Here is a 17,584-nt window from a genome sequence, read left to right as displayed (position 1 = left end):
CGACCTGCCCGCGAACATTGGGTTCGTCGTGGCGTGTTTCGTAAACCGGTTGAAGGCTCCACCGTTGCCGGTGGAGCCTCCGGGTACAGCAGGGGGCCGTATCAGCCCAGCATGCCGTGGCTGGCGACGCCGGCCGGCGGCCAGTTCTCCAGCTTCATGCCAAGCGACAGGCCACGCTGGGCCAGCACTTCCTTGATTTCGGTGAGCGACTTCTTGCCCAGGTTCGGGGTCTTCAGCAGCTCCACTTCGGTCTTCTGGATCAGATCGCCGATGTAGTAGATGCTTTCCGCCTTCAGGCAGTTGGCCGAGCGCACGGTCAGTTCCAGGTCGTCGATCGGGCGCAGCAGCACCGGATCCACGCCGTTGTTGGCCGGCTTGGCCGCACCGCGGTCGCGGTGGGTGAAGTCACCGAACACCGACAGCTGGTCGCTGAGGATGTCGGCGGCGGTGCGCACGGCTTCCTCGGCATCGATGGTGCCGTTGGTCTCGATATCGATGACCAGCTTGTCCAGGTCGGTACGCTGTTCGACGCGCGCCGCTTCCACGGCGTAGGCGACACGGCGGACCGGCGAGAACGAGGCATCCAGGACCAGACGGCCGATGGCACGGGTTTCTTCGTCCGGACGACGACGCGCAGCGGCCGGCTGGTAGCCGAAACCACGCTCGATCTTCAGACGCATGTTGATTGCCGTGTCCTTGGTCAGGTGGCAGATCACATGTTCGCCGTTCAGGATCTCCACATTGTGGTCGACCTTGATATCGGCAGCGGTGACAACGCCCGGGCCCTGCTTGGACAGGGACAGGGTGGCGCTGTCGCCGGAGTGCATACGGATGGCCACGTCCTTCAGGTTCAGCAGGACTTCGAGCACGTCCTCCTGCAGACCTTCGACCGTGGTGTACTCATGCAACACGCCGTCGATTTCGACTTCCGTGATGGCGAAGCCCGGGATGGACGACAGCAGCACGCGACGCAGGGCGTTGCCCAGCGTATGCCCGTAACCCCGCTCCAAAGGTTCGATAACGACCTTTGCACGGGTGTCGGTAAGGCGTTCGATCTGCGGACCGCGAGGACGCAGAACCTGGTTGGCGGTAACCGTCATGTTGCGGGTTCTCCTAGTGAACCCCCGGCCGTCGCCGGGGGCTCTCCAATGTGAATTACTTCGAATACAGCTCGACGATCAGCGCTTCGTTGATGTCCGCAGGCAGGTCCGAACGATCCGGAACAGCCTTGAAGATGCCGGTGAACTTACCGGAATCCACTTCGACCCACGACGGGCTCAGGTCATGCTGGGCGGCGACGGTCAGGGCTTCCTGGACGCGCAGCTGCTTGGCAGCCTTTTCCGACAGAGCGATGGCGTCGCCAGCCTTGACCTGGTACGAAGCCAGGTTGACCGACTTGCCGTTCACGGTGACGCCGCGGTGCGACACCAGCTGACGGGCAGCCGGACGGGTCACGGCGAAGCCCATGCGGTAGACGACGTTGTCCAGGCGGGTTTCCAGCAGCTGCAGCAGGTTCTCGCCGGTGTTGCCCTTCTTGGTCGAGGCCTTCTTGTAGTAGTTGCGGAACTGACGCTCCAGCAGACCGTAGATACGCTTGACCTTCTGCTTTTCGCGCAGCTGGGTGGCGTAGTCGGACAGCTTGCCCTTGCGGGCAGTGGCGCCGTGCTGGCCGGGCTTCTGCTCCAGCTTGCACTTGGAGTCCAGCGCACGCGCCGGGCTCTTCAGGGACAGGTCGGCGCCTTCGCGACGGGCGAGCTTACAGGTAGGACCGATATAACGAGCCATTTCTTATCGCTCCCTTTAGACGCGACGCTTCTTCGGCGGACGGCACCCGTTGTGCGGGATAGGCGTCACGTCGATGATGTTGGTGATCTTGTAGCCGACGTTGTTCAACGAACGCACGGCCGACTCACGGCCCGGACCCGGGCCCTTGATGCGGACTTCCAGCGACTTCACGCCGTAGTCCAGCGCAGCACGACCGGCCTTTTCAGCAGCCACCTGGGCAGCGAAGGGGGTCGACTTGCGCGAACCGCGGAAGCCAGCGCCACCGGAGGTCGCCCACGACAGAGCGTTGCCCTGGCGGTCGGTGATGGTCACGATGGTGTTGTTGAACGAAGCGTGGACGTGGGCAACGCCATCAGTGATGACGCGCTTGATCTTCTTCTTGGTCTTAGCAGCGGGCTTAGCCATTTGTCAGTCCCTTACTTCCTGATCGCCTTGCGCGGACCCTTGCGGGTGCGGGCGTTGGTACGGGTGCGCTGGCCACGCAGCGGGAGGCCACGACGGTGACGCAGGCCGCGGTAGCAGCCCAGGTCCATCAGGCGCTTGATCGCGATACCGATCTCACGGCGCAGATCGCCTTCCACGATGTACTTGCCGACTTCGGCGCGCAGGCGCTCGATTTCCGGCTCCGACAGATCGCGGATCTTGGTGGTCGAAGCAACGCCTGCGACTTCGCAGACCTTCTTCGAACGGGTACGGCCGATGCCGTAAATGCTTTGCAACCCGACCCAGACGTGCTTCTGGGCTGGCAGGTTGACGCCTGCAATACGCGCCATGACGCGGTTCTCCAGCTGAGTGATGGCCGACAGCGCACCGTGGGCGCGCCTATCCGGCAGGATGGATCAAAAAAGTGAACTAGCGATACTAACAAGGTTCCGGTTTACATGGAAGCCCGTGAAACCATTGGTTTCATGAACCCGGCCCGGGGAGTGTGCCCAGGCTCCGGCGCCGGATGGGGTTGGACCTGGAGTTGCCTCCGGGGCCGCCCGCGCTACTCCTGCGCGGGACCACCTCATCACACCCCCACCCGGAACCGCTGCGGGGGCCGCCCTTCGTTTGTGTGGCCGGAGTCCGCGAAGCGGAGGGACCATCACGTCAGGAAGACGAAAGTATAACAGGCTGATCAGCCGCGAGCAAAGCCGCCGCGGTTGCCGCCCTTCAGGTTGGCCTTCTTCAGCAGGCTCTCGTACTGGTGCGACATCAGGTGCGCCTGCACCTGGGCGATGAAGTCCATCACCACCACCACCACGATCAGCAGCGAAGTACCGCCGAAGTAGAACGAGGCGTTCAGCTGCGTGCGCATCAGTTCCGGCAGCAGGCAGACGATCACCAGGTAGGCCGAACCGGCTGCAGTCAGGCGGGTCAGCACGCCGTCGATGTAGTCGGCGGTGGCCTTGCCCGGACGGATGCCCGGAATCAGCGCGCCCGACTTCTTCAGGTTGTCGGCGGTTTCCTGCGAGTTGAACACCAGCGCGGTGTAGAAGAACGCAAAGCCGGTGATCAGCGCAGCGAACACGATCATGTGCAGCGGCTCGCCCGGGCCCAGGGCATTGGCGACCTTCTGCAGGATCTGGCCAAAGGTGCTCTGGTTGGCGGCCTGGCCGGCCCACATGGTCAGCGTGGCCGGGAAGGCCAGCAGGCTGGAGGCGAAGATGGCCGGGATCACACCCGCCATGTTCAGCTTCAGCGGCAGGAACGACGTCTGGTTCATGTACGCGTTGCGGCCGCCCTGGCGACGTGCGTAGTTCACCGTGATGCGGCGCTGGCCGCGTTCGACGAACACCACGAAGAAGGTAAAGGCCAGCACCACGATTGCGATCAGCAGCAGCTGGATGAACTGGATGTTGCCGTCGCGGTAGGCATCGAAGGTATGGATGACCGCGGTCGGCAGACCGGCCACGATGCCGGCGAAGATGATCAGCGACACGCCGTTGCCGATGCCACGCTCGGTCACCTGCTCACCGACCCACATCAGGAACATGGTGCCGGCGGTCAGCGCGATCACGGCGGTGAGCACGAAGCCCATGCCCGGCGCGTAGACAACCGGAGCGCCCGACGGCGAGACCTGGCCCTGCAGGGCCAGCGCGATCGAACCGCCCTGCACCACTGCCAGCAGCACGGCGCCGATGCGCGAATACTGGGTGATCTTGCGGCGACCGGACTCACCTTCCTTCTGCATCGCCTTCAGCGCGGGGAAGATGTGGACGGCCAGCTGCATCACGATCGATGCCGAAATGTACGGCATCACGTTCAGCGCAAAGATGCTGAAACGGTGCAGGGCGCCGCCCGAGAACATGTTGAACATGTCCACGATGCCGCCGCCCTGCTGTTGCATCATGGCAAGCATGGCATCGGGATTGACGCCCGGCACCGGCACGTAGCAGCCAATGCGATAGACGATCAAAGCCCCGACGACGAACAGCAAACGTTGGCGAAGTTCAGTGAACTTGCCCATTCCGCCCGCGAGGTTACCGATGCCAGCTTGCGCCATGATTTTCTTACTCCGTTACGCTGCCGCCGGCAGCTTCGATCGCGGCCTTGGCACCAGCCGTGGCAGCAATACCCTTCAGGGTGAACGCCTTGGTCACTTCGCCCTTGACGACGACCTTGGCCTTCTTGGCAGTGCTCGGCACCAGCTTGGCAGCACGCAGGGCGGCGAAGTCGATCTCACCGGCCGGCAGCTTGTCCAGCGCGTACAGCAGCACTTCAGCGGTGTCCTTGGCGATCGGCGAACGGAAGCCGATCTTCGGCAGACGACGCTGCATGGGGGTCTGGCCGCCTTCGAAGCCAGCCTTGATCTTGCCGCCACCCTTACGGGCGAACGAACCCTTGTGGCCGCGGCCGGCAGTCTTGCCCAGGCCCGAGCCGATACCGCGACCGACGCGGGTGCGCTCGGTGCGGGCGCCCGGTGCCGGGCTCAGTTCATTGAGACGCAGAGTCATGATCGATTACTCCTCAACCTTGACGAGGTAGTGAACGGTGTTGATCAGACCGCGAACCTGCGGGCTGTCCTTCAGTTCACGCACATCGTTGAGCTTGTTCAGACCCAGAGCACGCACCGACAGGCGGTGACGCGACTGAGCACCACGCAGGCCGCGCACCAGGCGCACCTTCACAGTCTTGTTGGACTCATTAGCCATGGTTGAGTTCCTCCACCTTCTTGCCGCGCTTGGCCGCGATGCGAGCCGGCGACTGCGCAGCAGTCAGGCCCTTCACGGTGGCACGCACCAGGTTGATCGGGTTGCGCGAACCGGTGGCCTTGGCCAGCACGTTCTTCACGCCCACCGCTTCCAGCACGGCGCGCATGGCACCGCCGGCGATGACGCCCGTACCTTCCGAAGCCGGCTGCATGAACACGCGTGCAGCGCCGTGGCCATCCTTGATGGTGTGCCACAGGGTGCCGTTGTTCAGGTCAACGCTGACCAGGTTCTTGCGAGCCTGTTCCATCGACTTCTGGATGGCGACCGGCACTTCGCGCGCCTTGCCGTAACCGAAACCGACCTTGCCTTCGCCGTCGCCGACCACGGTCAGGGCGGTGAAGGTGAACTGGCGACCGCCCTTGACGGTCTTGCTGACGCGGTTGACCGCGACCAGCTTCTCGATCATGCCGTCGTCGACTTTCTCTTCGCGGTTGCGGTCGCGATCGCGACCCCGCTGCTGACGTTCTTCTGCCATCTTGATTCCTTGGTTGTTTGGGTATGTACGGCTCGAAGCCGCTTATGGTTGTGAAGTACCGCGTTGTTGCGGTGGGCCGCTGCAGAAGAGCGGCGCCGCCCCGCCTCACTCAGGCGGGCGAGCAGGCGGGCAGGAGACGAAGGTGCCCTGCCCTGACCTCTTAGAACTGCAGGCCGGCTTCGCGGGCGGCGTCAGCCAGGGCCTTGATGCGGCCGTGGTAACGGTAACCCGAACGATCGAAGGCCACCTTCTCGATGCCAGCGGCCTTGGCGCGCTCGGCAACGATGCGGCCAACCTTGGCAGCGGCGTCGGCGTTCTTGCCGTTCTTCAGGCCGTCCTTGATGTCGGCCTGGGTGGTGTTGGCAGCAGCCAGCACCTTGGAGCCGTCGGCGGTGAAGACCTGTGCGTACAGGTGCTGGCCGGTGCGCAGCACCGACAGACGGGCCACACCCAGGTCGCGGATGTGAGCACGGGTCGACTTGGCGCGACGCAGGCGGGCGATGTTCTTGTTCATGATGTGTTTTCCTTGAAAGCTGAAGGTCAGGCTTTTCCCTGGTGAGGGACTCGCGCTTAGGCCTTCTTGGCTTCCTTACGGATGATGACTTCGTCGGAGTACTTCACGCCCTTGCCCTTGTACGGTTCCGGCTTGCGGAACGCACGGATCTTGGCGGCAACTTCACCAACGACCTGCTTGTCGGCGCCCTGGACCAGGATCTCGGTCTGGGTCGGGGTGGTGATGGTGATGCCTTCCGGAGCAACGAACACCACCGGGTGCGAGAAGCCGAGCGACAGGCTCAGGTCCTTGCCCTGCATGGCAGCACGGTAACCCACGCCGACCAGCTCCAGCTTGCGCTCGAAGCCTTCGGAAACACCCTTGACCATGTTGGACAGGATGGCGCGGACGGTACCGGTCAGCGGGATCAGATCCGCATTCTCGGCGCTCAGGGTGGCAACGCCGTTCTCGACGTTGATGGCAATGCCGGCCGGCTTCGGCAGCGACAGGGTGCCCTTCGGGCCCTTGACGGTGACGGATTCGGACTGGACGTTCAGTTCAACCTTACCCAGGACGACGGGCTTCTTGGCTACGCGGGACATATTCTTACTCCTCTCGCCTTAGGCCACGAAGCACAGGACTTCGCCGCCGACGCCCAGCTGGCGCGCCTGCGCATCAGTCATGATGCCCTTGGAGGTGGAAATGATGGAGATACCCAGGCCATTCATGACCTTCGGCAGTTCGCTCTTGCCGCGGTACTGGCGCAGGCCCGAACGCGAGAAGCGCTTCAGGGTCGCGATGACCGGCTTGCCTTCGAAATACTTCAGCACGATTTCCAGCTCGGACTTGTTGTTTTCCAGCTGGGTCACGCGCAGGTCGGTGATGTAACCCTCGTCCTTCAGGACCTGGGCGATCGCAACCTTGATCTTGGACGACGGGGCTTTCACCGTCTGCTTGCCAACCGCGGCCGCATTCTTGATGCGGACCAGCAGGTCGGCGATGGGATCAGTCATGCTCATATGAGTACCTTTGAGTGCACCGATATCCGCTTTCGCGAAAATCTGTTGTCTCCTGGAAACGGGCCAGGTCCCTTCTTGCGGCAGGCCAATGGCCTACCCCTACAACCCCGCTCGCGCAGGGCAAGACGCGGGAGTATACGCCAAAAGAGCCCGACTTGCGCCGGGCTCTTCGGGTTTTTTGCTTGGGCAAGGCTGAATGCCTGCCCTGACCTGTTCAGGAACCCCCGAAGGGGCTCCTGATCGCAGGACCGGCTGGGACTACCAGCTGGCCTTGCGCAGGCCCGGCACGTCGCCACGCATGGTGGCTTCACGCAGCTTGTTGCGGCCCAGGCCGAACTTGCTGTAGACGCCACGCGGACGGCCCGACAGCTCGCAACGGTTGCGCTGACGGCTCGGCGACGAATCGCGCGGCAGCTTGGCCAGCTTGGTTGCGGCGTCGATCTTCTCTTCGTAGGTCGCGTCCTGCGAGGACACGATCTTCTTCAGAGCCGCACGCTTCTCAGCGTACTTCTTGGCCAGCTTTTCCCGCTTGATGTCGCGGTTGACCATGGAGGTCTTTGCCATTTCGGTTTCCTCGACAGATCAGTTACGGAACGGGAACTTGAACGCTGCCAGCAGCGCCTTCGCTTCCGCGTCGGTCTTCGCAGTGGTGGTGATGGCGATATCCATGCCGCGGATCGCGTCGACAGCGTCGAAGTCGATTTCCGGGAAGATGATCTGTTCCTTCACACCCATGTTGAAGTTGCCGCGACCGTCGAAGGAACGACCGGAAACACCACGGAAGTCGCGCACGCGCGGCAGCGAGATGTTGATCAGGCGGTCCAGGAACTCGTACATCTTGTGGCGACGCAGCGTGGTCTTGCAGCCAATCGGCCAACCATCACGGATCTTGAACGACGCAACCGAGATACGCGACTTGGTGACAACCGGCTTCTGGCCGGAAATCTTGGTCATGTCGCCGACGGCGTTTTCCAGGATCTTCTTGTTGGTGGCCGCTTCGCCGACACCCATGTTCAGGGTGACCTTGACCAGCTTCGGCACTTCCATCGGATTGGTGTAGCCGAACTGCTTCATCAGCGCCGGCACCACTTCTTCCTTGTAAAATTTTTCGAGACGGGAAGTCATCTTCACATTCCTCAGGCGTCGAGCGCCTCACCGCTGGAGCGGAACACACGCAGTTTGCGTCCATCCTCCAGCACCTTGAAGCCAACGCGTTCGCCCTTGCCCGAAGCCGGGTTCAGCACATTCACGTTGGAGATATGGATCGACGCTTCACGCTCGACCACGCCGCCGGCAACGCCTGCCTGCGGATTCGGCTTGGTGTGGCGCTTGACGATGTTCACGTTGGCAACGACCACGCGGTCGCCGTCGACGCGAAGCACTTCGCCACGCTCGCCCTTGTCCTTGCCGGCATTGACGACAACCTGGTCGCCCTTCTTGATACGGTTAGCCATGATTATCTCCTGTCGCTCACAGCACTTCGGGAGCGAGCGAGACGATCTTCATGAACTTCTCCGAACGAAGTTCACGGGTCACCGGCCCGAAGATACGGGTACCGATCGGCTCCTGCTTGTTGTTCAGCAGAACGGCAGCGTTGCCGTCGAAGCGGATCAGCGAGCCGTCGGCGCGACGCACACCCTTGCGGGTACGCACCACGACGGCGTCATACACTTCACCCTTCTTGACCTTGCCGCGCGGAATCGCATCCTTCACGGTGACCTTGATGATGTCGCCGATACCGGCGTAACGGCGCTTGGAACCACCCAGCACCTTGAAGCACATCACCTGCTTGGCACCCGAATTGTCCGCGACGTCAAGGTAGCTCTGCATCTGGATCATGATTCAGACTCCTTATTCAGCCGCACGCGTGATGACTTCCACCACGCGCCAGTTCTTGGTCTTGGACATCGGAGCAATCTCGGTCACGCGGACGACATCGCCTTCCTTGCAGGCATTGTCGGCATCGTGGGCGTGCAGCTTGGTCGAGCGCTTGATGTACTTGCCGTACAGCGCGTGCTTGACCTGACGCTCAACCAGGACGGTAACCGTCTTGTCCATCTTGTTGCTGACGACACGGCCTTCGACCGTGCGCAGCGCCTTGTTTTCAGTATTGTCGCTCATAGCGGCCATCCTTACTTCGTGCTGCCGAGCAGGGTCTTGACGCGAGCAATCTCGCGACGGACCCGGCGGATGTCGTGGGTCTTCGGCAGCTGGCCGGTGACCTGCTGCATACGGACAGAGAACTGTTCCTTACGCAGGTCGATCAGGTGGGCCTTGAGTTCGTCAGCCGACTTTTCACGGAGAGTTTTGATATCCATCAGCGCACCGTCCGGGTCACGAAAGTGGTGGTGACCGAGAGCTTGGCGGCGGCCAGGCGGAATGCCTCGCGTGCCACTTCTTCGGTAACACCCTCGATTTCATAGATCATGCGGCCGGGCTGGATCTGGGCCACCCAGTATTCCACGTTGCCCTTACCCGAACCCATTCGAACTTCGATGGGCTTCTTGGTGATGGGCTTGTCGGGGAACACACGGATCCACATCTTGCCGCCGCGCTTGACGTAGCGGCTGATCGAGCGGCGGGCCGCTTCGATCTGGCGCGCGGTCAGCTGACCGTGGGCGGTTGCTTTCAGACCGTACTCGCCGAAGCTGACAGCGTTGGCGCTCCAGCTCAGGCCTTCGTTACGGCCCTTGTGTACCTTGCGGTACTTGGTTCGCTTGGGTTGCAACATTGTCGTTACCTCGCTTCACGAGCCGGGCGCTGACGGTCACCGCGGTCGCCGCGATCGTGACGATCGTTGCGCGACGGGGTGTCGTCCTGCTTTTCCTGGCCAACCTGGGAGAAATCGAAGACCTCGCCCTTGTAGATCCAGACCTTGATGCCGATGATGCCGTAGGTCGTCTTAGCTTCAGCGAAGCCATAGTCGATGTCGGCACGCAGGGTGTGCAGCGGCACGCGGCCTTCGCGGTACCACTCCGAACGGGCGATTTCTGCACCGTTGAGGCGGCCACCGACGTTGACCTTGATGCCCAGGGCACCCAGGCGCATCGCGTTGCCGACCGAGCGCTTCATTGCACGGCGGAACATGATGCGACGCTCCAGCTGCTGGGCGATCGACTCGGCAACGAGCTGCGCGTCCAGTTCCGGCTTGCGCACTTCGGTGACGTTGATGTGCGCCGGGACGCCCATCATTTCGCTCACTTCCTTGCGCAGCTTCTCGATGTCCTCACCGCGCTTGCCGATCACCACGCCCGGACGGGCGGTGTGGATCGTCACGCGAGCGGTCTTGGCCGGACGCTCGATCAGGATCTTGCTGATGCCGGCCTGAGCCAGCTTCTTGCGCAGCATGTCGCGCACTTTCAGGTCGGCTGCCAGGTAACCAGCGAACTCGGCCTTGTTGGCGTACCACTTGGAGTTCCAGTCCTTGGAAATACCGAGACGGATACCAATCGGATGAACTTTATGACCCATGGTCTTTTCCTTATCCGCTTACTTGCCGGCGCCCACAACCACAGTGATGTGGCTGGTGCGCTTGAGGATGCGGGTACCGCGGCCTTTCGCCCGCGCCATGAAACGCTTCAGGGTCGGACCTTCATCAACCATGATGGTCTGAACCTTCAGCTCGTCGACGTCGGCGCCCTGGTTGTTCTCGGCGTTGGCAATAGCCGACTCCACCACCTTCTTGATCAGGTGGGCAGCCTTCTTGTCCGAGAACTTCAGCAGGTTGACCGCACGTTCGGCCGGCAGACCGCGCACCTGGTCAGCGACCAGACGAGCCTTCTGCGGGGAGATGCGCGCAGTGCGCAGGATGGCTTTCGCTTCCATTGTCATCTCTCCTTACTTGCCCGACTTCTTGTCACCACCGTGACCCTTGAAGGTCCGGGTGATGGCAAATTCGCCGAGCTTGTGGCCGACCATGTTCTCGTTGACGAGAACCGGGATGTGGTTCTTGCCGTTATGCACGGCAATGGTGATGCCTACCATGTCAGGCAGGATCATCGAACGGCGCGACCAGGTCTTGATCGGCTTCTTGCTGCCCGCAGCGGCCTCCACCTTCTTGACGAGGTGGTGATCGACGAACGGGCCCTTCTTGAGTGAACGTGCCATGGTCGATTAGCCCCTACGATCGCGGACGATGAACTGCTGAGTGCGCTTGTTATGGCGCGTCTTGTAACCCTTGGTCGGAACACCCCACGGGGTGACCGGATGCGGGTTACCCTGGCCGGCCTTCGCCTCACCACCACCGTGCGGGTGGTCAACCGGGTTCATGGCAGCACCACGAACGGTCGGGCGGACGCCGCGCCAACGCTTGGCACCGGCCTTGCCCAGCTTTTCCAGGCTGTGCTCGTCGTTGCCGACTTCACCGATGGTGGCGCAGCACTCGACCGGAACCTTACGCATTTCACCCGAGCGCAGGCGCAGGGTGGCGTAGATGCCTTCGCGGGCAACCAGCTGCACGGCCGCACCAGCGGCGCGGGCGATCTGAGCGCCCTTGCCGGGCTTCAGTTCGATGCAGTGGATGGTGGTACCGACCGGGATGTTGCGCAGCGGCAGGGTGTTGCCGGCCTTGATCGGGGCGTCCGAACCAGCGATCACCTGATCACCAGCCTTCAGACCCTTCGGGGCGATGATGTAGCGGCGCTCACCGTCGACGTAGCACAGCAGGGCGATGTGGGCGGTGCGATTCGGATCGTATTCGATGCGTTCCACGCGCGCCGGGATGCCCAGCTTGTTGCGCTTGAAGTCGATGATGCGGTAGTGCTGCTTGTGGCCACCACCGACGTGACGCACGGTGATGCGGCCATGGTGGTTACGACCACCCGAGCGGCTCTGCGACTCGACCAGCGCGGCGTGCGGAGCACCCTTGTGCAGGTCGGGAGTGACCACGCGCACGGCCGAACGGCGGCCGGGGGAAGTGGGCTTGAATTTCATCAATGGCATGGGATGTACCTCAGGCCTTGGCCGTTACATCGATCGACTGGCCGTCGGCCAGGCGAACGTACGCCTTGCGCCAATCGCCGCGGCGGCCAGCACGGTTACGGAAGGACTTGTTCTTGCCCTTGACGTTGACCACGTTGACGGCTTCGACCTTGACGTCGAACAGCTGCTCAACCGCGGCCTTTACATCGGCCTTGGTGGCTTCGTTCGAAATTTCGAAGACATACTGATTGGAGAGTTCCTGCAGGCGCGCGGTCTTTTCGGAGACACGCGGGGCACGCAGCACGCTGAAGATTTTTTCGTTGCTGTTCATGCCAGCCACTCCTCGACCTTCTTGACCGCGTCAGCGGTGATGACGACCGTGTCGGCACCAACCAGGGACACCGGATCCAGGCCCTGCACGTCACGCACTTCCACGTAGGGAACGTTGCGAGCCGACAGGTACAGGTGTTCGGAGGCTTCCTCGGTGACGATCAGCGGGCGCTTGCCCACTTCCAGGCCGGCCAGCTTGGCGATCAGACCCTTCGTGCTGGTCGCTTCGACGTCGAAGGACTCCACGATGGTCAGACGGCCCTGACGGTTCAGCTCGGACAGGATCGCGCACATGGCGGCACGGTACTGCTTACGATTGACCTTCTGCTCGAAGCTGCGCGGCTTGGCCGCAAAGGTGACACCGCCGCCGACGAAGATCGGAGCCGTCAGTGCGCCATGACGCGCGCCGCCGCCCTTCTGCTTCTTCGACTTCTTGGTGGTACCTGCCACTTCGGAGCGAGTCTTCTGCGCCTTGGTGCCGGCGCGACCGGCGTTGCGGTAAGCAACGACGACCTGGTGGACCAGATCTTCGCTGAAATCGCGACCGAACACGGCGTCGGAGACCGAGACCTTGTTGTTGCTACCCGTGATAACGAGTTCCATCGTCATCTCTCCTTATGCCTTGCTCGCCGGACGGACGATCACGTCGCCACCCGCCGCGCCCGGAACGGCGCCGCGAACTGCGATCAGACCGCGCTCGACGTCGACCTTGACCACTTCCAGGTTCTGGGTGCTCTGCTGCACCGCGCCCATGTGGCCCGACATCTTCTTGCCCGGGAAAACGCGACCCGGGGTCTGGCGCTGACCCAGCGAACCCGGCGCGCGATGCGACAGCGAGTTACCGTGGGTTGCATCGCCCATACGGAAGTTGTGGCGCTTGATGGTGCCCTGGAAACCCTTACCCTTGGTGACACCCTGGACGTCGACGATCTGGCCGACTTCGAAGATGTCCGCCTTGACTTCGCCGCCAACGGCGAAATCGCCGAGCTGCGCGTCTTCAACGCGGAATTCCCACAGGCCACGACCCGCTTCCACCTTCGCCTTGGCGAAGTGGCCGGCTTCCGGCTTGTTGACCAGGGCAGCGCGACGCGCGCCGACGGTCACCTGCACGGCGCTGTAGCCGTCGGTTTCGACGGTCTTGATCTGCGCGATGCGGTTGGGGGTTGCTTCGATCAGGGTCACCGGGATGGAGCGGCCATCTTCAGTGAACACGCGGCTCATGCCAGCCTTGCGGCCCACGAAGCCCAACGAATACTTCTTCGTCATGGTCGTAGTCCTCAGGTCAGCTTGATCTGAACGTCGACGCCGGCAGCCAGTTCGAGCTTCATCAGCGCGTCCACGGTCTTGTCATTCGGGTCAACGATATCGAGCACGCGCTTGTGCGTGCGGGTCTCGTACTGGTCACGCGCGTCCTTGTCGACGTGCGGGGAAACGAGGACGGTGTAACGCTCGATCTTGGTCGGCAGCGGGATCGGGCCACGCACTTGCGCGCCGGTCCGCTTGGCCGTTTCAACGATCTCGCTGGCCGAACGGTCGATCAGACGATGATCGAACGCTTTCAGCCGGATCCGGATCTTTTGGTCCGCCATGGCGGTAGGTTCCTTCGTTAAAAGAGCGACAGACAAAGCCTCTGGGTTGCTTTGTCCCGTGAAATCCCTGAATACAGACGGCCCGCACTCCTGCAGGCCGACAAGGTCAATCCGTAGACCCCAAAAACGTAGGCAGGCCAGTTTCCCGGTCTGCCCAGACGTGGAAGCATAATGGCACGCAAGGCAGCTGTCAACAGTTGCCTGTTGACGCCGCCTGAATGGCATTGACCGTTCCTGGTCCGGGGAACACAAGGCACATCCTGTGCCTGCTTTCCCATTTGATACGCCCCGATGCCCTACCCAGGCAACATCGGGGCGCAGATACTACCAGATTACGCGATGATCTTCGAGACCACGCCGGCGCCGACGGTACGGCCGCCTTCGCGGATGGCGAAGCGCAGGCCTTCGTCCATTGCCACCGGGTTGATCAGCTCGACAACCATCTTCACGTTGTCGCCCGGCATCACCATCTCGACGCCTTCCGGCAGGTTGGCCTTACCGGTGATGTCGGTGGTACGGAAGTAGAACTGCGGGCGGTAGCCGTTGAAGAACGGGGTGTGACGGCCGCCTTCGTCCTTCGACAGCACGTACACTTCGCCTTCGAAGGTGGTGTGCGGCTTGATGGTGCCCGGCTTGGCCAGAACCTGGCCGCGCTCGACGTCGTCACGCTTGGTGCCGCGCAGCAGCAGACCGGCGTTGTCGCCTGCCTGGCCCTGGTCCAGCAGCTTGCGGAACATTTCGACGCCGGTCACGGTGGTCTTCTGCACCGGACGGATGCCGACGATTTCGATTTCTTCGCCGACCTTGATCACGCCGCGCTCGATACGACCGGTAACCACGGTGCCGCGGCCCGAGATCGAGAACACGTCTTCCACCGGCATCAGGAACGGCTTGTCGACTGCACGCTCCGGCTCCGGAATCCAGGTGTCCAGCGCGTCGACCAGCTTGATGATCGCCGGCACGCCGATGTCGCTCTGGTCGCCTTCCAGCGCCAGACGAGCCGAACCGGCGATGATCGGGGTGTCGTCGCCCGGGAACTCGTACTTGCTCAGCAGTTCACGGACTTCCATTTCGACCAGTTCCAGCAGCTCGGCATCGTCAACCATGTCGGCCTTGTTCAGGAACACGACGATGTACGGCACGCCGACCTGACGCGACAGCAGGATGTGCTCGCGGGTCTGCGGCATCGGGCCGTCAGCGGCCGAGCACACCAGGATCGCGCCGTCCATCTGGGCAGCACCGGTGATCATGTTCTTGACGTAGTCAGCATGGCCCGGGCAATCGACGTGGGCGTAGTGACGGGTGGTGGATTCGTACTCGACGTGCGCGGTCGAGATCGTGATACCACGAGCCTTCTCTTCCGGAGCGGCGTCGATTGCCGAGTAATCCTTGAACTCGCCACCGAAGCGCTCGGCACCGATCTTGGTCAGTGCAGCGGTCAGCGTGGTCTTGCCATGGTCGACGTGACCGATGGTGCCGACGTTGACGTGCGGCTTGGTGCGCTCGAACTTACCCTTTGCCATTGTTGTTTACCTTGATATTGAAAGTGGTTTTCAGGAGAGGCTGAGCGAGGCTCAGCCCTTCTTCATGACGGCTTCGGCGATGTTGTTCGGCGCCGGCTCGTAATGGTCGAATTCCATGGTGAAGGTGGCGCGGCCCTGGGTCTGCGAACGCAGCGCCGTGGCGTAACCGAACATTTCACCCAGCGGGATCATCGCGTTGATGATCGAAGCGGAGCCGTCACCGGTGGTGTCGGAACCCTGCAGCACGCCGCGACGACGGCTGACGTCGCCCATCACGTCACCCTGGTAGTCTTCCGGGGTCACGATCTCGACCTTCATGATCGGCTCCAGCAGGACCGGCTTGGCCTTGGAGAAGCCCTGCTTGAAGGCCATCGACGAGGCCAGCTTGAACGCCATTTCCGACGAGTCGACGTCGTGGTACGAGCCGAACACCAGCTTCACCTTGACGTCCACGACCGGGAAGCCAGCCAGCGGACCGCTGGTGATGGTTTCGCGCAGGCCCTTTTCGATCGACGGGATGAATTCCTTCGGAATCACACCACCGGTGATGTCGTTGATGAACAGGAAGTCGTCCTTGATCAGCGGAGCGATCTTGGCATCGGCACGGTCTTCAGCGGTGATCGGCGACAGCTCGATCACGACGTGACCGTACTGACCCTTACCACCGGACTGCTTGGCGTGCTTGTAGTCCGACTTCACGTCAGCCAGGGTGATGGTTTCGCGGTAGGCCACCTGCGGCGCGCCGACGTTGGCTTCAACGTTGAACTCGCGCTTCAGGCGGTCGACGATGATGTCCAGGTGCAGCTCGCCCATGCCCGAGATGATGGTCTGGCCGGATTCTTCGTCGGTCTTGACGCGGAACGACGGATCTTCCTGCGCCAGACGGCCCAGGGCCAGACCCATCTTTTCCTGGTCCGACTTGGTCTTCGGTTCGACGGCCATCGAGATCACCGGCTCCGGGAACGTCATGCGCTCCAGGATGATCGGCTGGTCGATCGAGCACAGGGTGTCACCGGTGGTGGTGTCCTTCAGGCCCACGGCAGCGGCGATGTCACCGGCCAGAACTTCCTTGATTTCTTCGCGGTTGTTCGAGTGCATCTGCAGGATGCGGCCGATGCGCTCCTTCTTGCCCTTCACCGAGTTCAGCACGGTGTCGCCGCCATTCAGGGTGCCCGAGTAGACACGGAAGAAGGTCAGCGCGCCGACGAACGGGTCGGTGATGATCTTGAAGGCCAGCGACGAGAACGGAGCCTTGTCGTCGGACTTGCGGGTCATGGCGACGTTTTCGTCGTCCACGTCGGTACCGGTCACGTCCGGCACGTCAACCGGCGACGGCAGCAGCTGGATCACGCCGTCCAGCATGGCCTGCACGCCCTTGTTCTTGAACGCCGAACCGCAGTACATCGGGACGATTTCGGTGGCCAGGGTACGGGTACGCAGCGCGTTGATGATTTCCGACTCGGCCAGCTCTTCGCCGCCCAGGTACTTTTCCATCAGCTCTTCGCTGGCTTCAGCCGCGGTCTCGATCATGAAGGTACGGGCTTCTTCAGCCTTTTCCTGCAGTTCGGCCGGGATGTCGCCGTATTCGAACTTCATGCCCTGCGAGGCTTCATCCCAGTGGATGGCCTTCATCTTCAGCAGATCGACAACGCCCTTGAAGCCGTCTTCAGCGCCGATCGGCAGCTGCATCGGCACAGCGACGGCACCGAGCTTGGCCTTCAGCTGGTCACGGACCTTGTAGAAGTTGGCGCCGGTGCGGTCCATCTTGTTGACGAACGCGATGCGCGGCACCTTGTAGCGGTTGGCCTGGCGCCACACGGTTTCCGACTGCGGCTGCACGCCACCCACGGCACACAGCACGAACACCGCACCGTCGAGCACGCGCAGCGAGCGCTCCACTTCGATGGTGAAGTCGACGTGCCCGGGGGTGTCGATGATGTTGAAGCGGTGCTCCGGCAGGGACTTGTCCATGCCCTTCCAGAACGCGGTGGTGGCAGCGGACTGGATCGTGATGCCACGTTCCTGTTCCTGCTCCATCCAGTCCATGGTGGCGGCGCCGTCATGCACTTCACCGATCTTGTGGCTCTTGCCGGTGTAGAACAGGATGCGCTCGGACGTGGTGGTCTTGCCGGCATCGATGTGAGCCATGATGCCGAAGTTACGGTAACGCTCGATGGGAGTGGAACGGGCCACGGGGAGCCTCTCAGATTTCTTGGATTTCGGATGGCCGAACGCCGCCTTGCGGCGGCCTTC

The 17,584-nt window shown here is 62.3% G+C and carries 28 protein-coding genes; all 28 read right to left on the bottom strand.

The genetic code is table 11. From position 1 onward, the window contains the following. Window positions 1-101 precede the first annotated feature (101 nt). The 28 genes from AC06FA_RS05635 to fusA all read right to left on the bottom strand — a co-directional run bounded on the left by AC06FA_RS05635 (window position 102) and on the right by fusA (window position 17,524). Window positions 102-1,100 (bottom strand): DNA-directed RNA polymerase subunit alpha, encoded by a 999-nt coding sequence (locus tag AC06FA_RS05635; protein WP_010483975.1) that lies wholly within the window; start codon window positions 1,098-1,100, stop codon window positions 102-104. Window positions 1,101-1,155: 55 nt separating this feature from the next. Next, a complete protein-coding gene (gene rpsD, locus AC06FA_RS05630; protein ID WP_004145446.1) occupies window positions 1,156-1,785 on the bottom strand; it encodes a 30S ribosomal protein S4 in 630 nt (209 codons plus the stop codon). Window positions 1,786-1,800: 15 nt separating this feature from the next. Continuing rightward, window positions 1,801-2,190, bottom strand: a complete 390-nt coding sequence (gene rpsK / locus AC06FA_RS05625; protein WP_042614211.1) for a 30S ribosomal protein S11 — start codon at window positions 2,188-2,190, stop codon at window positions 1,801-1,803. Between the two features lie 11 nt (window positions 2,191-2,201). Next, window positions 2,202-2,558, bottom strand: coding sequence for a 30S ribosomal protein S13 (gene rpsM, locus AC06FA_RS05620; protein ID WP_004145437.1), 357 nt, complete (start codon window positions 2,556-2,558; stop codon window positions 2,202-2,204). Window positions 2,559-2,905: 347 nt separating this feature from the next. Continuing rightward, the gene (gene secY, locus AC06FA_RS05615) at window positions 2,906-4,273 is read right to left on the bottom strand and encodes a preprotein translocase subunit SecY (RefSeq protein ID WP_108752276.1); all 1,368 of its coding nucleotides are present in this window, start codon (window positions 4,271-4,273) and stop codon (window positions 2,906-2,908) included. A 7-nt stretch (window positions 4,274-4,280) separates the two neighbouring features. Beyond that, window positions 4,281-4,724 carry a 50S ribosomal protein L15 gene (gene rplO / locus AC06FA_RS05610; protein WP_004154498.1) on the bottom strand — a complete coding sequence of 148 codons (444 nt, stop codon included), beginning with the start codon at window positions 4,722-4,724 and terminating at the stop codon, window positions 4,281-4,283. 6 nt (window positions 4,725-4,730) lie between these two features. Next, on the bottom strand, window positions 4,731-4,922 hold the full coding sequence (gene rpmD / locus AC06FA_RS05605; RefSeq protein ID WP_004145412.1) for a 50S ribosomal protein L30: 192 nt from the start codon (window positions 4,920-4,922) through the stop codon (window positions 4,731-4,733). Continuing rightward, complete coding sequence (gene rpsE, locus AC06FA_RS05600; RefSeq protein WP_053448882.1) at window positions 4,915-5,457, bottom strand: 30S ribosomal protein S5; 543 nt, start codon at window positions 5,455-5,457, stop codon at window positions 4,915-4,917. Before rpsE ends, rpmD begins: the two co-directional genes overlap by 8 nt. 160 nt (window positions 5,458-5,617) lie before the next feature. After that, complete coding sequence (rplR, locus tag AC06FA_RS05595; RefSeq protein ID WP_478067453.1) at window positions 5,618-5,971, bottom strand: 50S ribosomal protein L18; 354 nt, start codon at window positions 5,969-5,971, stop codon at window positions 5,618-5,620. Window positions 5,972-6,027: 56 nt separating this feature from the next. Further along, a complete protein-coding gene (gene rplF, locus AC06FA_RS05590; RefSeq protein ID WP_478067452.1) occupies window positions 6,028-6,552 on the bottom strand; it encodes a 50S ribosomal protein L6 in 525 nt (174 codons plus the stop codon). Window positions 6,553-6,570: 18 nt separating this feature from the next. Beyond that, window positions 6,571-6,969 (bottom strand): 30S ribosomal protein S8, encoded by a 399-nt coding sequence (rpsH, locus tag AC06FA_RS05585; protein WP_005408210.1) that lies wholly within the window; start codon window positions 6,967-6,969, stop codon window positions 6,571-6,573. A gap of 258 nt (window positions 6,970-7,227) precedes the next feature. After that, window positions 7,228-7,533 (bottom strand): 30S ribosomal protein S14, encoded by a 306-nt coding sequence (gene rpsN, locus AC06FA_RS05580; RefSeq protein ID WP_199932085.1) that lies wholly within the window; start codon window positions 7,531-7,533, stop codon window positions 7,228-7,230. An 18-nt stretch (window positions 7,534-7,551) separates the two neighbouring features. Next, entirely contained in the window at window positions 7,552-8,094 is a 543-nt protein-coding gene (rplE, locus tag AC06FA_RS05575; RefSeq protein ID WP_004145361.1) for a 50S ribosomal protein L5, read from the bottom strand. An 11-nt stretch (window positions 8,095-8,105) separates the two neighbouring features. Further along, entirely contained in the window at window positions 8,106-8,423 is a 318-nt protein-coding gene (gene rplX / locus AC06FA_RS05570) for a 50S ribosomal protein L24 (protein ID WP_108748658.1), read from the bottom strand. Between the two features lie 16 nt (window positions 8,424-8,439). Further along, window positions 8,440-8,808 carry a 50S ribosomal protein L14 gene (gene rplN / locus AC06FA_RS05565; RefSeq protein ID WP_010483978.1) on the bottom strand — a complete coding sequence of 123 codons (369 nt, stop codon included), beginning with the start codon at window positions 8,806-8,808 and terminating at the stop codon, window positions 8,440-8,442. Between the two features lie 12 nt (window positions 8,809-8,820). Then, complete coding sequence (rpsQ, locus tag AC06FA_RS05560; RefSeq protein ID WP_004145355.1) at window positions 8,821-9,090, bottom strand: 30S ribosomal protein S17; 270 nt, start codon at window positions 9,088-9,090, stop codon at window positions 8,821-8,823. An 11-nt stretch (window positions 9,091-9,101) separates the two neighbouring features. Next, window positions 9,102-9,287 (bottom strand): 50S ribosomal protein L29, encoded by a 186-nt coding sequence (gene rpmC, locus AC06FA_RS05555; RefSeq protein ID WP_004154487.1) that lies wholly within the window; start codon window positions 9,285-9,287, stop codon window positions 9,102-9,104. Further along, window positions 9,287-9,700 carry a 50S ribosomal protein L16 gene (rplP, locus tag AC06FA_RS05550; RefSeq protein ID WP_025879305.1) on the bottom strand — a complete coding sequence of 138 codons (414 nt, stop codon included), beginning with the start codon at window positions 9,698-9,700 and terminating at the stop codon, window positions 9,287-9,289. Before rplP ends, rpmC begins: the two co-directional genes overlap by 1 nt. Before the next feature lie 5 nt (window positions 9,701-9,705). Further along, window positions 9,706-10,440, bottom strand: coding sequence for a 30S ribosomal protein S3 (gene rpsC / locus AC06FA_RS05545; RefSeq protein ID WP_005415414.1), 735 nt, complete (start codon window positions 10,438-10,440; stop codon window positions 9,706-9,708). Window positions 10,441-10,458: 18 nt separating this feature from the next. Then, window positions 10,459-10,794 (bottom strand): 50S ribosomal protein L22, encoded by a 336-nt coding sequence (rplV, locus tag AC06FA_RS05540; protein ID WP_080375339.1) that lies wholly within the window; start codon window positions 10,792-10,794, stop codon window positions 10,459-10,461. Window positions 10,795-10,806: 12 nt separating this feature from the next. Continuing rightward, window positions 10,807-11,076 (bottom strand): 30S ribosomal protein S19, encoded by a 270-nt coding sequence (gene rpsS / locus AC06FA_RS05535; protein WP_005415413.1) that lies wholly within the window; start codon window positions 11,074-11,076, stop codon window positions 10,807-10,809. Between the two features lie 6 nt (window positions 11,077-11,082). Then, the gene (gene rplB / locus AC06FA_RS05530) at window positions 11,083-11,910 is read right to left on the bottom strand and encodes a 50S ribosomal protein L2 (protein ID WP_108748657.1); all 828 of its coding nucleotides are present in this window, start codon (window positions 11,908-11,910) and stop codon (window positions 11,083-11,085) included. A gap of 10 nt (window positions 11,911-11,920) precedes the next feature. After that, on the bottom strand, window positions 11,921-12,220 hold the full coding sequence (gene rplW, locus AC06FA_RS05525) for a 50S ribosomal protein L23 (RefSeq protein ID WP_049470489.1): 300 nt from the start codon (window positions 12,218-12,220) through the stop codon (window positions 11,921-11,923). Then, window positions 12,217-12,822 (bottom strand): 50S ribosomal protein L4, encoded by a 606-nt coding sequence (gene rplD / locus AC06FA_RS05520; protein ID WP_102944279.1) that lies wholly within the window; start codon window positions 12,820-12,822, stop codon window positions 12,217-12,219. The genes rplW and rplD overlap by 4 nt, the downstream gene beginning before the upstream one ends. A gap of 12 nt (window positions 12,823-12,834) precedes the next feature. Continuing rightward, the gene (gene rplC / locus AC06FA_RS05515; RefSeq protein WP_004145336.1) at window positions 12,835-13,485 is read right to left on the bottom strand and encodes a 50S ribosomal protein L3; all 651 of its coding nucleotides are present in this window, start codon (window positions 13,483-13,485) and stop codon (window positions 12,835-12,837) included. 11 nt (window positions 13,486-13,496) lie between these two features. After that, on the bottom strand, window positions 13,497-13,808 hold the full coding sequence (rpsJ, locus tag AC06FA_RS05510) for a 30S ribosomal protein S10 (protein ID WP_005408208.1): 312 nt from the start codon (window positions 13,806-13,808) through the stop codon (window positions 13,497-13,499). Window positions 13,809-14,140: 332 nt separating this feature from the next. Continuing rightward, window positions 14,141-15,331, bottom strand: coding sequence for an elongation factor Tu (gene tuf, locus AC06FA_RS05505; protein ID WP_478067451.1), 1,191 nt, complete (start codon window positions 15,329-15,331; stop codon window positions 14,141-14,143). Between the two features lie 51 nt (window positions 15,332-15,382). After that, window positions 15,383-17,524, bottom strand: coding sequence for an elongation factor G (gene fusA, locus AC06FA_RS05500; protein WP_199932086.1), 2,142 nt, complete (start codon window positions 17,522-17,524; stop codon window positions 15,383-15,385). Between the last annotated feature and the right edge of the window lie 60 nt (window positions 17,525-17,584).

Source organism: Stenotrophomonas sp. Steno-C17, assembly GCF_056393165.1.
This window is presented reverse-complemented; position numbering and strand designations above follow the sequence as displayed.

Coding starts and splice junctions, on each gene's coding strand:
- AC06FA_RS05635 (WP_010483975.1), bottom strand. CDS start 1,100: ATGACGGTTACCGCCAACCAGGTTCTGCGTCCTCGCGGTCCGCAGATC.
- rpsD (WP_004145446.1), bottom strand. CDS start 1,785: ATGGCTCGTTATATCGGTCCTACCTGTAAGCTCGCCCGTCGCGAAGGC.
- rpsK (WP_042614211.1), bottom strand. CDS start 2,190: ATGGCTAAGCCCGCTGCTAAGACCAAGAAGAAGATCAAGCGCGTCATC.
- rpsM (WP_004145437.1), bottom strand. CDS start 2,558: ATGGCGCGTATTGCAGGCGTCAACCTGCCAGCCCAGAAGCACGTCTGG.
- secY (WP_108752276.1), bottom strand. CDS start 4,273: ATGGCGCAAGCTGGCATCGGTAACCTCGCGGGCGGAATGGGCAAGTTC.
- rplO (WP_004154498.1), bottom strand. CDS start 4,724: ATGACTCTGCGTCTCAATGAACTGAGCCCGGCACCGGGCGCCCGCACC.
- rpmD (WP_004145412.1), bottom strand. CDS start 4,922: ATGGCTAATGAGTCCAACAAGACTGTGAAGGTGCGCCTGGTGCGCGGC.
- rpsE (WP_053448882.1), bottom strand. CDS start 5,457: ATGGCAGAAGAACGTCAGCAGCGGGGTCGCGATCGCGACCGCAACCGC.
- rplR (WP_478067453.1), bottom strand. CDS start 5,971: ATGAACAAGAACATCGCCCGCCTGCGTCGCGCCAAGTCGACCCGTGCT.
- rplF (WP_478067452.1), bottom strand. CDS start 6,552: ATGTCCCGCGTAGCCAAGAAGCCCGTCGTCCTGGGTAAGGTTGAACTG.
- rpsH (WP_005408210.1), bottom strand. CDS start 6,969: ATGAGCATGACTGATCCCATCGCCGACCTGCTGGTCCGCATCAAGAAT.
- rpsN (WP_199932085.1), bottom strand. CDS start 7,533: ATGGCAAAGACCTCCATGGTCAACCGCGACATCAAGCGGGAAAAGCTG.
- rplE (WP_004145361.1), bottom strand. CDS start 8,094: ATGACTTCCCGTCTCGAAAAATTTTACAAGGAAGAAGTGGTGCCGGCG.
- rplX (WP_108748658.1), bottom strand. CDS start 8,423: ATGGCTAACCGTATCAAGAAGGGCGACCAGGTTGTCGTCAATGCCGGC.
- rplN (WP_010483978.1), bottom strand. CDS start 8,808: ATGATCCAGATGCAGAGCTACCTTGACGTCGCGGACAATTCGGGTGCC.
- rpsQ (WP_004145355.1), bottom strand. CDS start 9,090: ATGAGCGACAATACTGAAAACAAGGCGCTGCGCACGGTCGAAGGCCGT.
- rpmC (WP_004154487.1), bottom strand. CDS start 9,287: ATGGATATCAAAACTCTCCGTGAAAAGTCGGCTGACGAACTCAAGGCC.
- rplP (WP_025879305.1), bottom strand. CDS start 9,700: ATGTTGCAACCCAAGCGAACCAAGTACCGCAAGGTACACAAGGGCCGT.
- rpsC (WP_005415414.1), bottom strand. CDS start 10,440: ATGGGTCATAAAGTTCATCCGATTGGTATCCGTCTCGGTATTTCCAAG.
- rplV (WP_080375339.1), bottom strand. CDS start 10,794: ATGGAAGCGAAAGCCATCCTGCGCACTGCGCGCATCTCCCCGCAGAAG.
- rpsS (WP_005415413.1), bottom strand. CDS start 11,076: ATGGCACGTTCACTCAAGAAGGGCCCGTTCGTCGATCACCACCTCGTC.
- rplB (WP_108748657.1), bottom strand. CDS start 11,910: ATGCCATTGATGAAATTCAAGCCCACTTCCCCCGGCCGCCGTTCGGCC.
- rplW (WP_049470489.1), bottom strand. CDS start 12,220: ATGAACAGCAACGAAAAAATCTTCAGCGTGCTGCGTGCCCCGCGTGTC.
- rplD (WP_102944279.1), bottom strand. CDS start 12,822: ATGGAACTCGTTATCACGGGTAGCAACAACAAGGTCTCGGTCTCCGAC.
- rplC (WP_004145336.1), bottom strand. CDS start 13,485: ATGACGAAGAAGTATTCGTTGGGCTTCGTGGGCCGCAAGGCTGGCATG.
- rpsJ (WP_005408208.1), bottom strand. CDS start 13,808: ATGGCGGACCAAAAGATCCGGATCCGGCTGAAAGCGTTCGATCATCGT.
- tuf (WP_478067451.1), bottom strand. CDS start 15,331: ATGGCAAAGGGTAAGTTCGAGCGCACCAAGCCGCACGTCAACGTCGGC.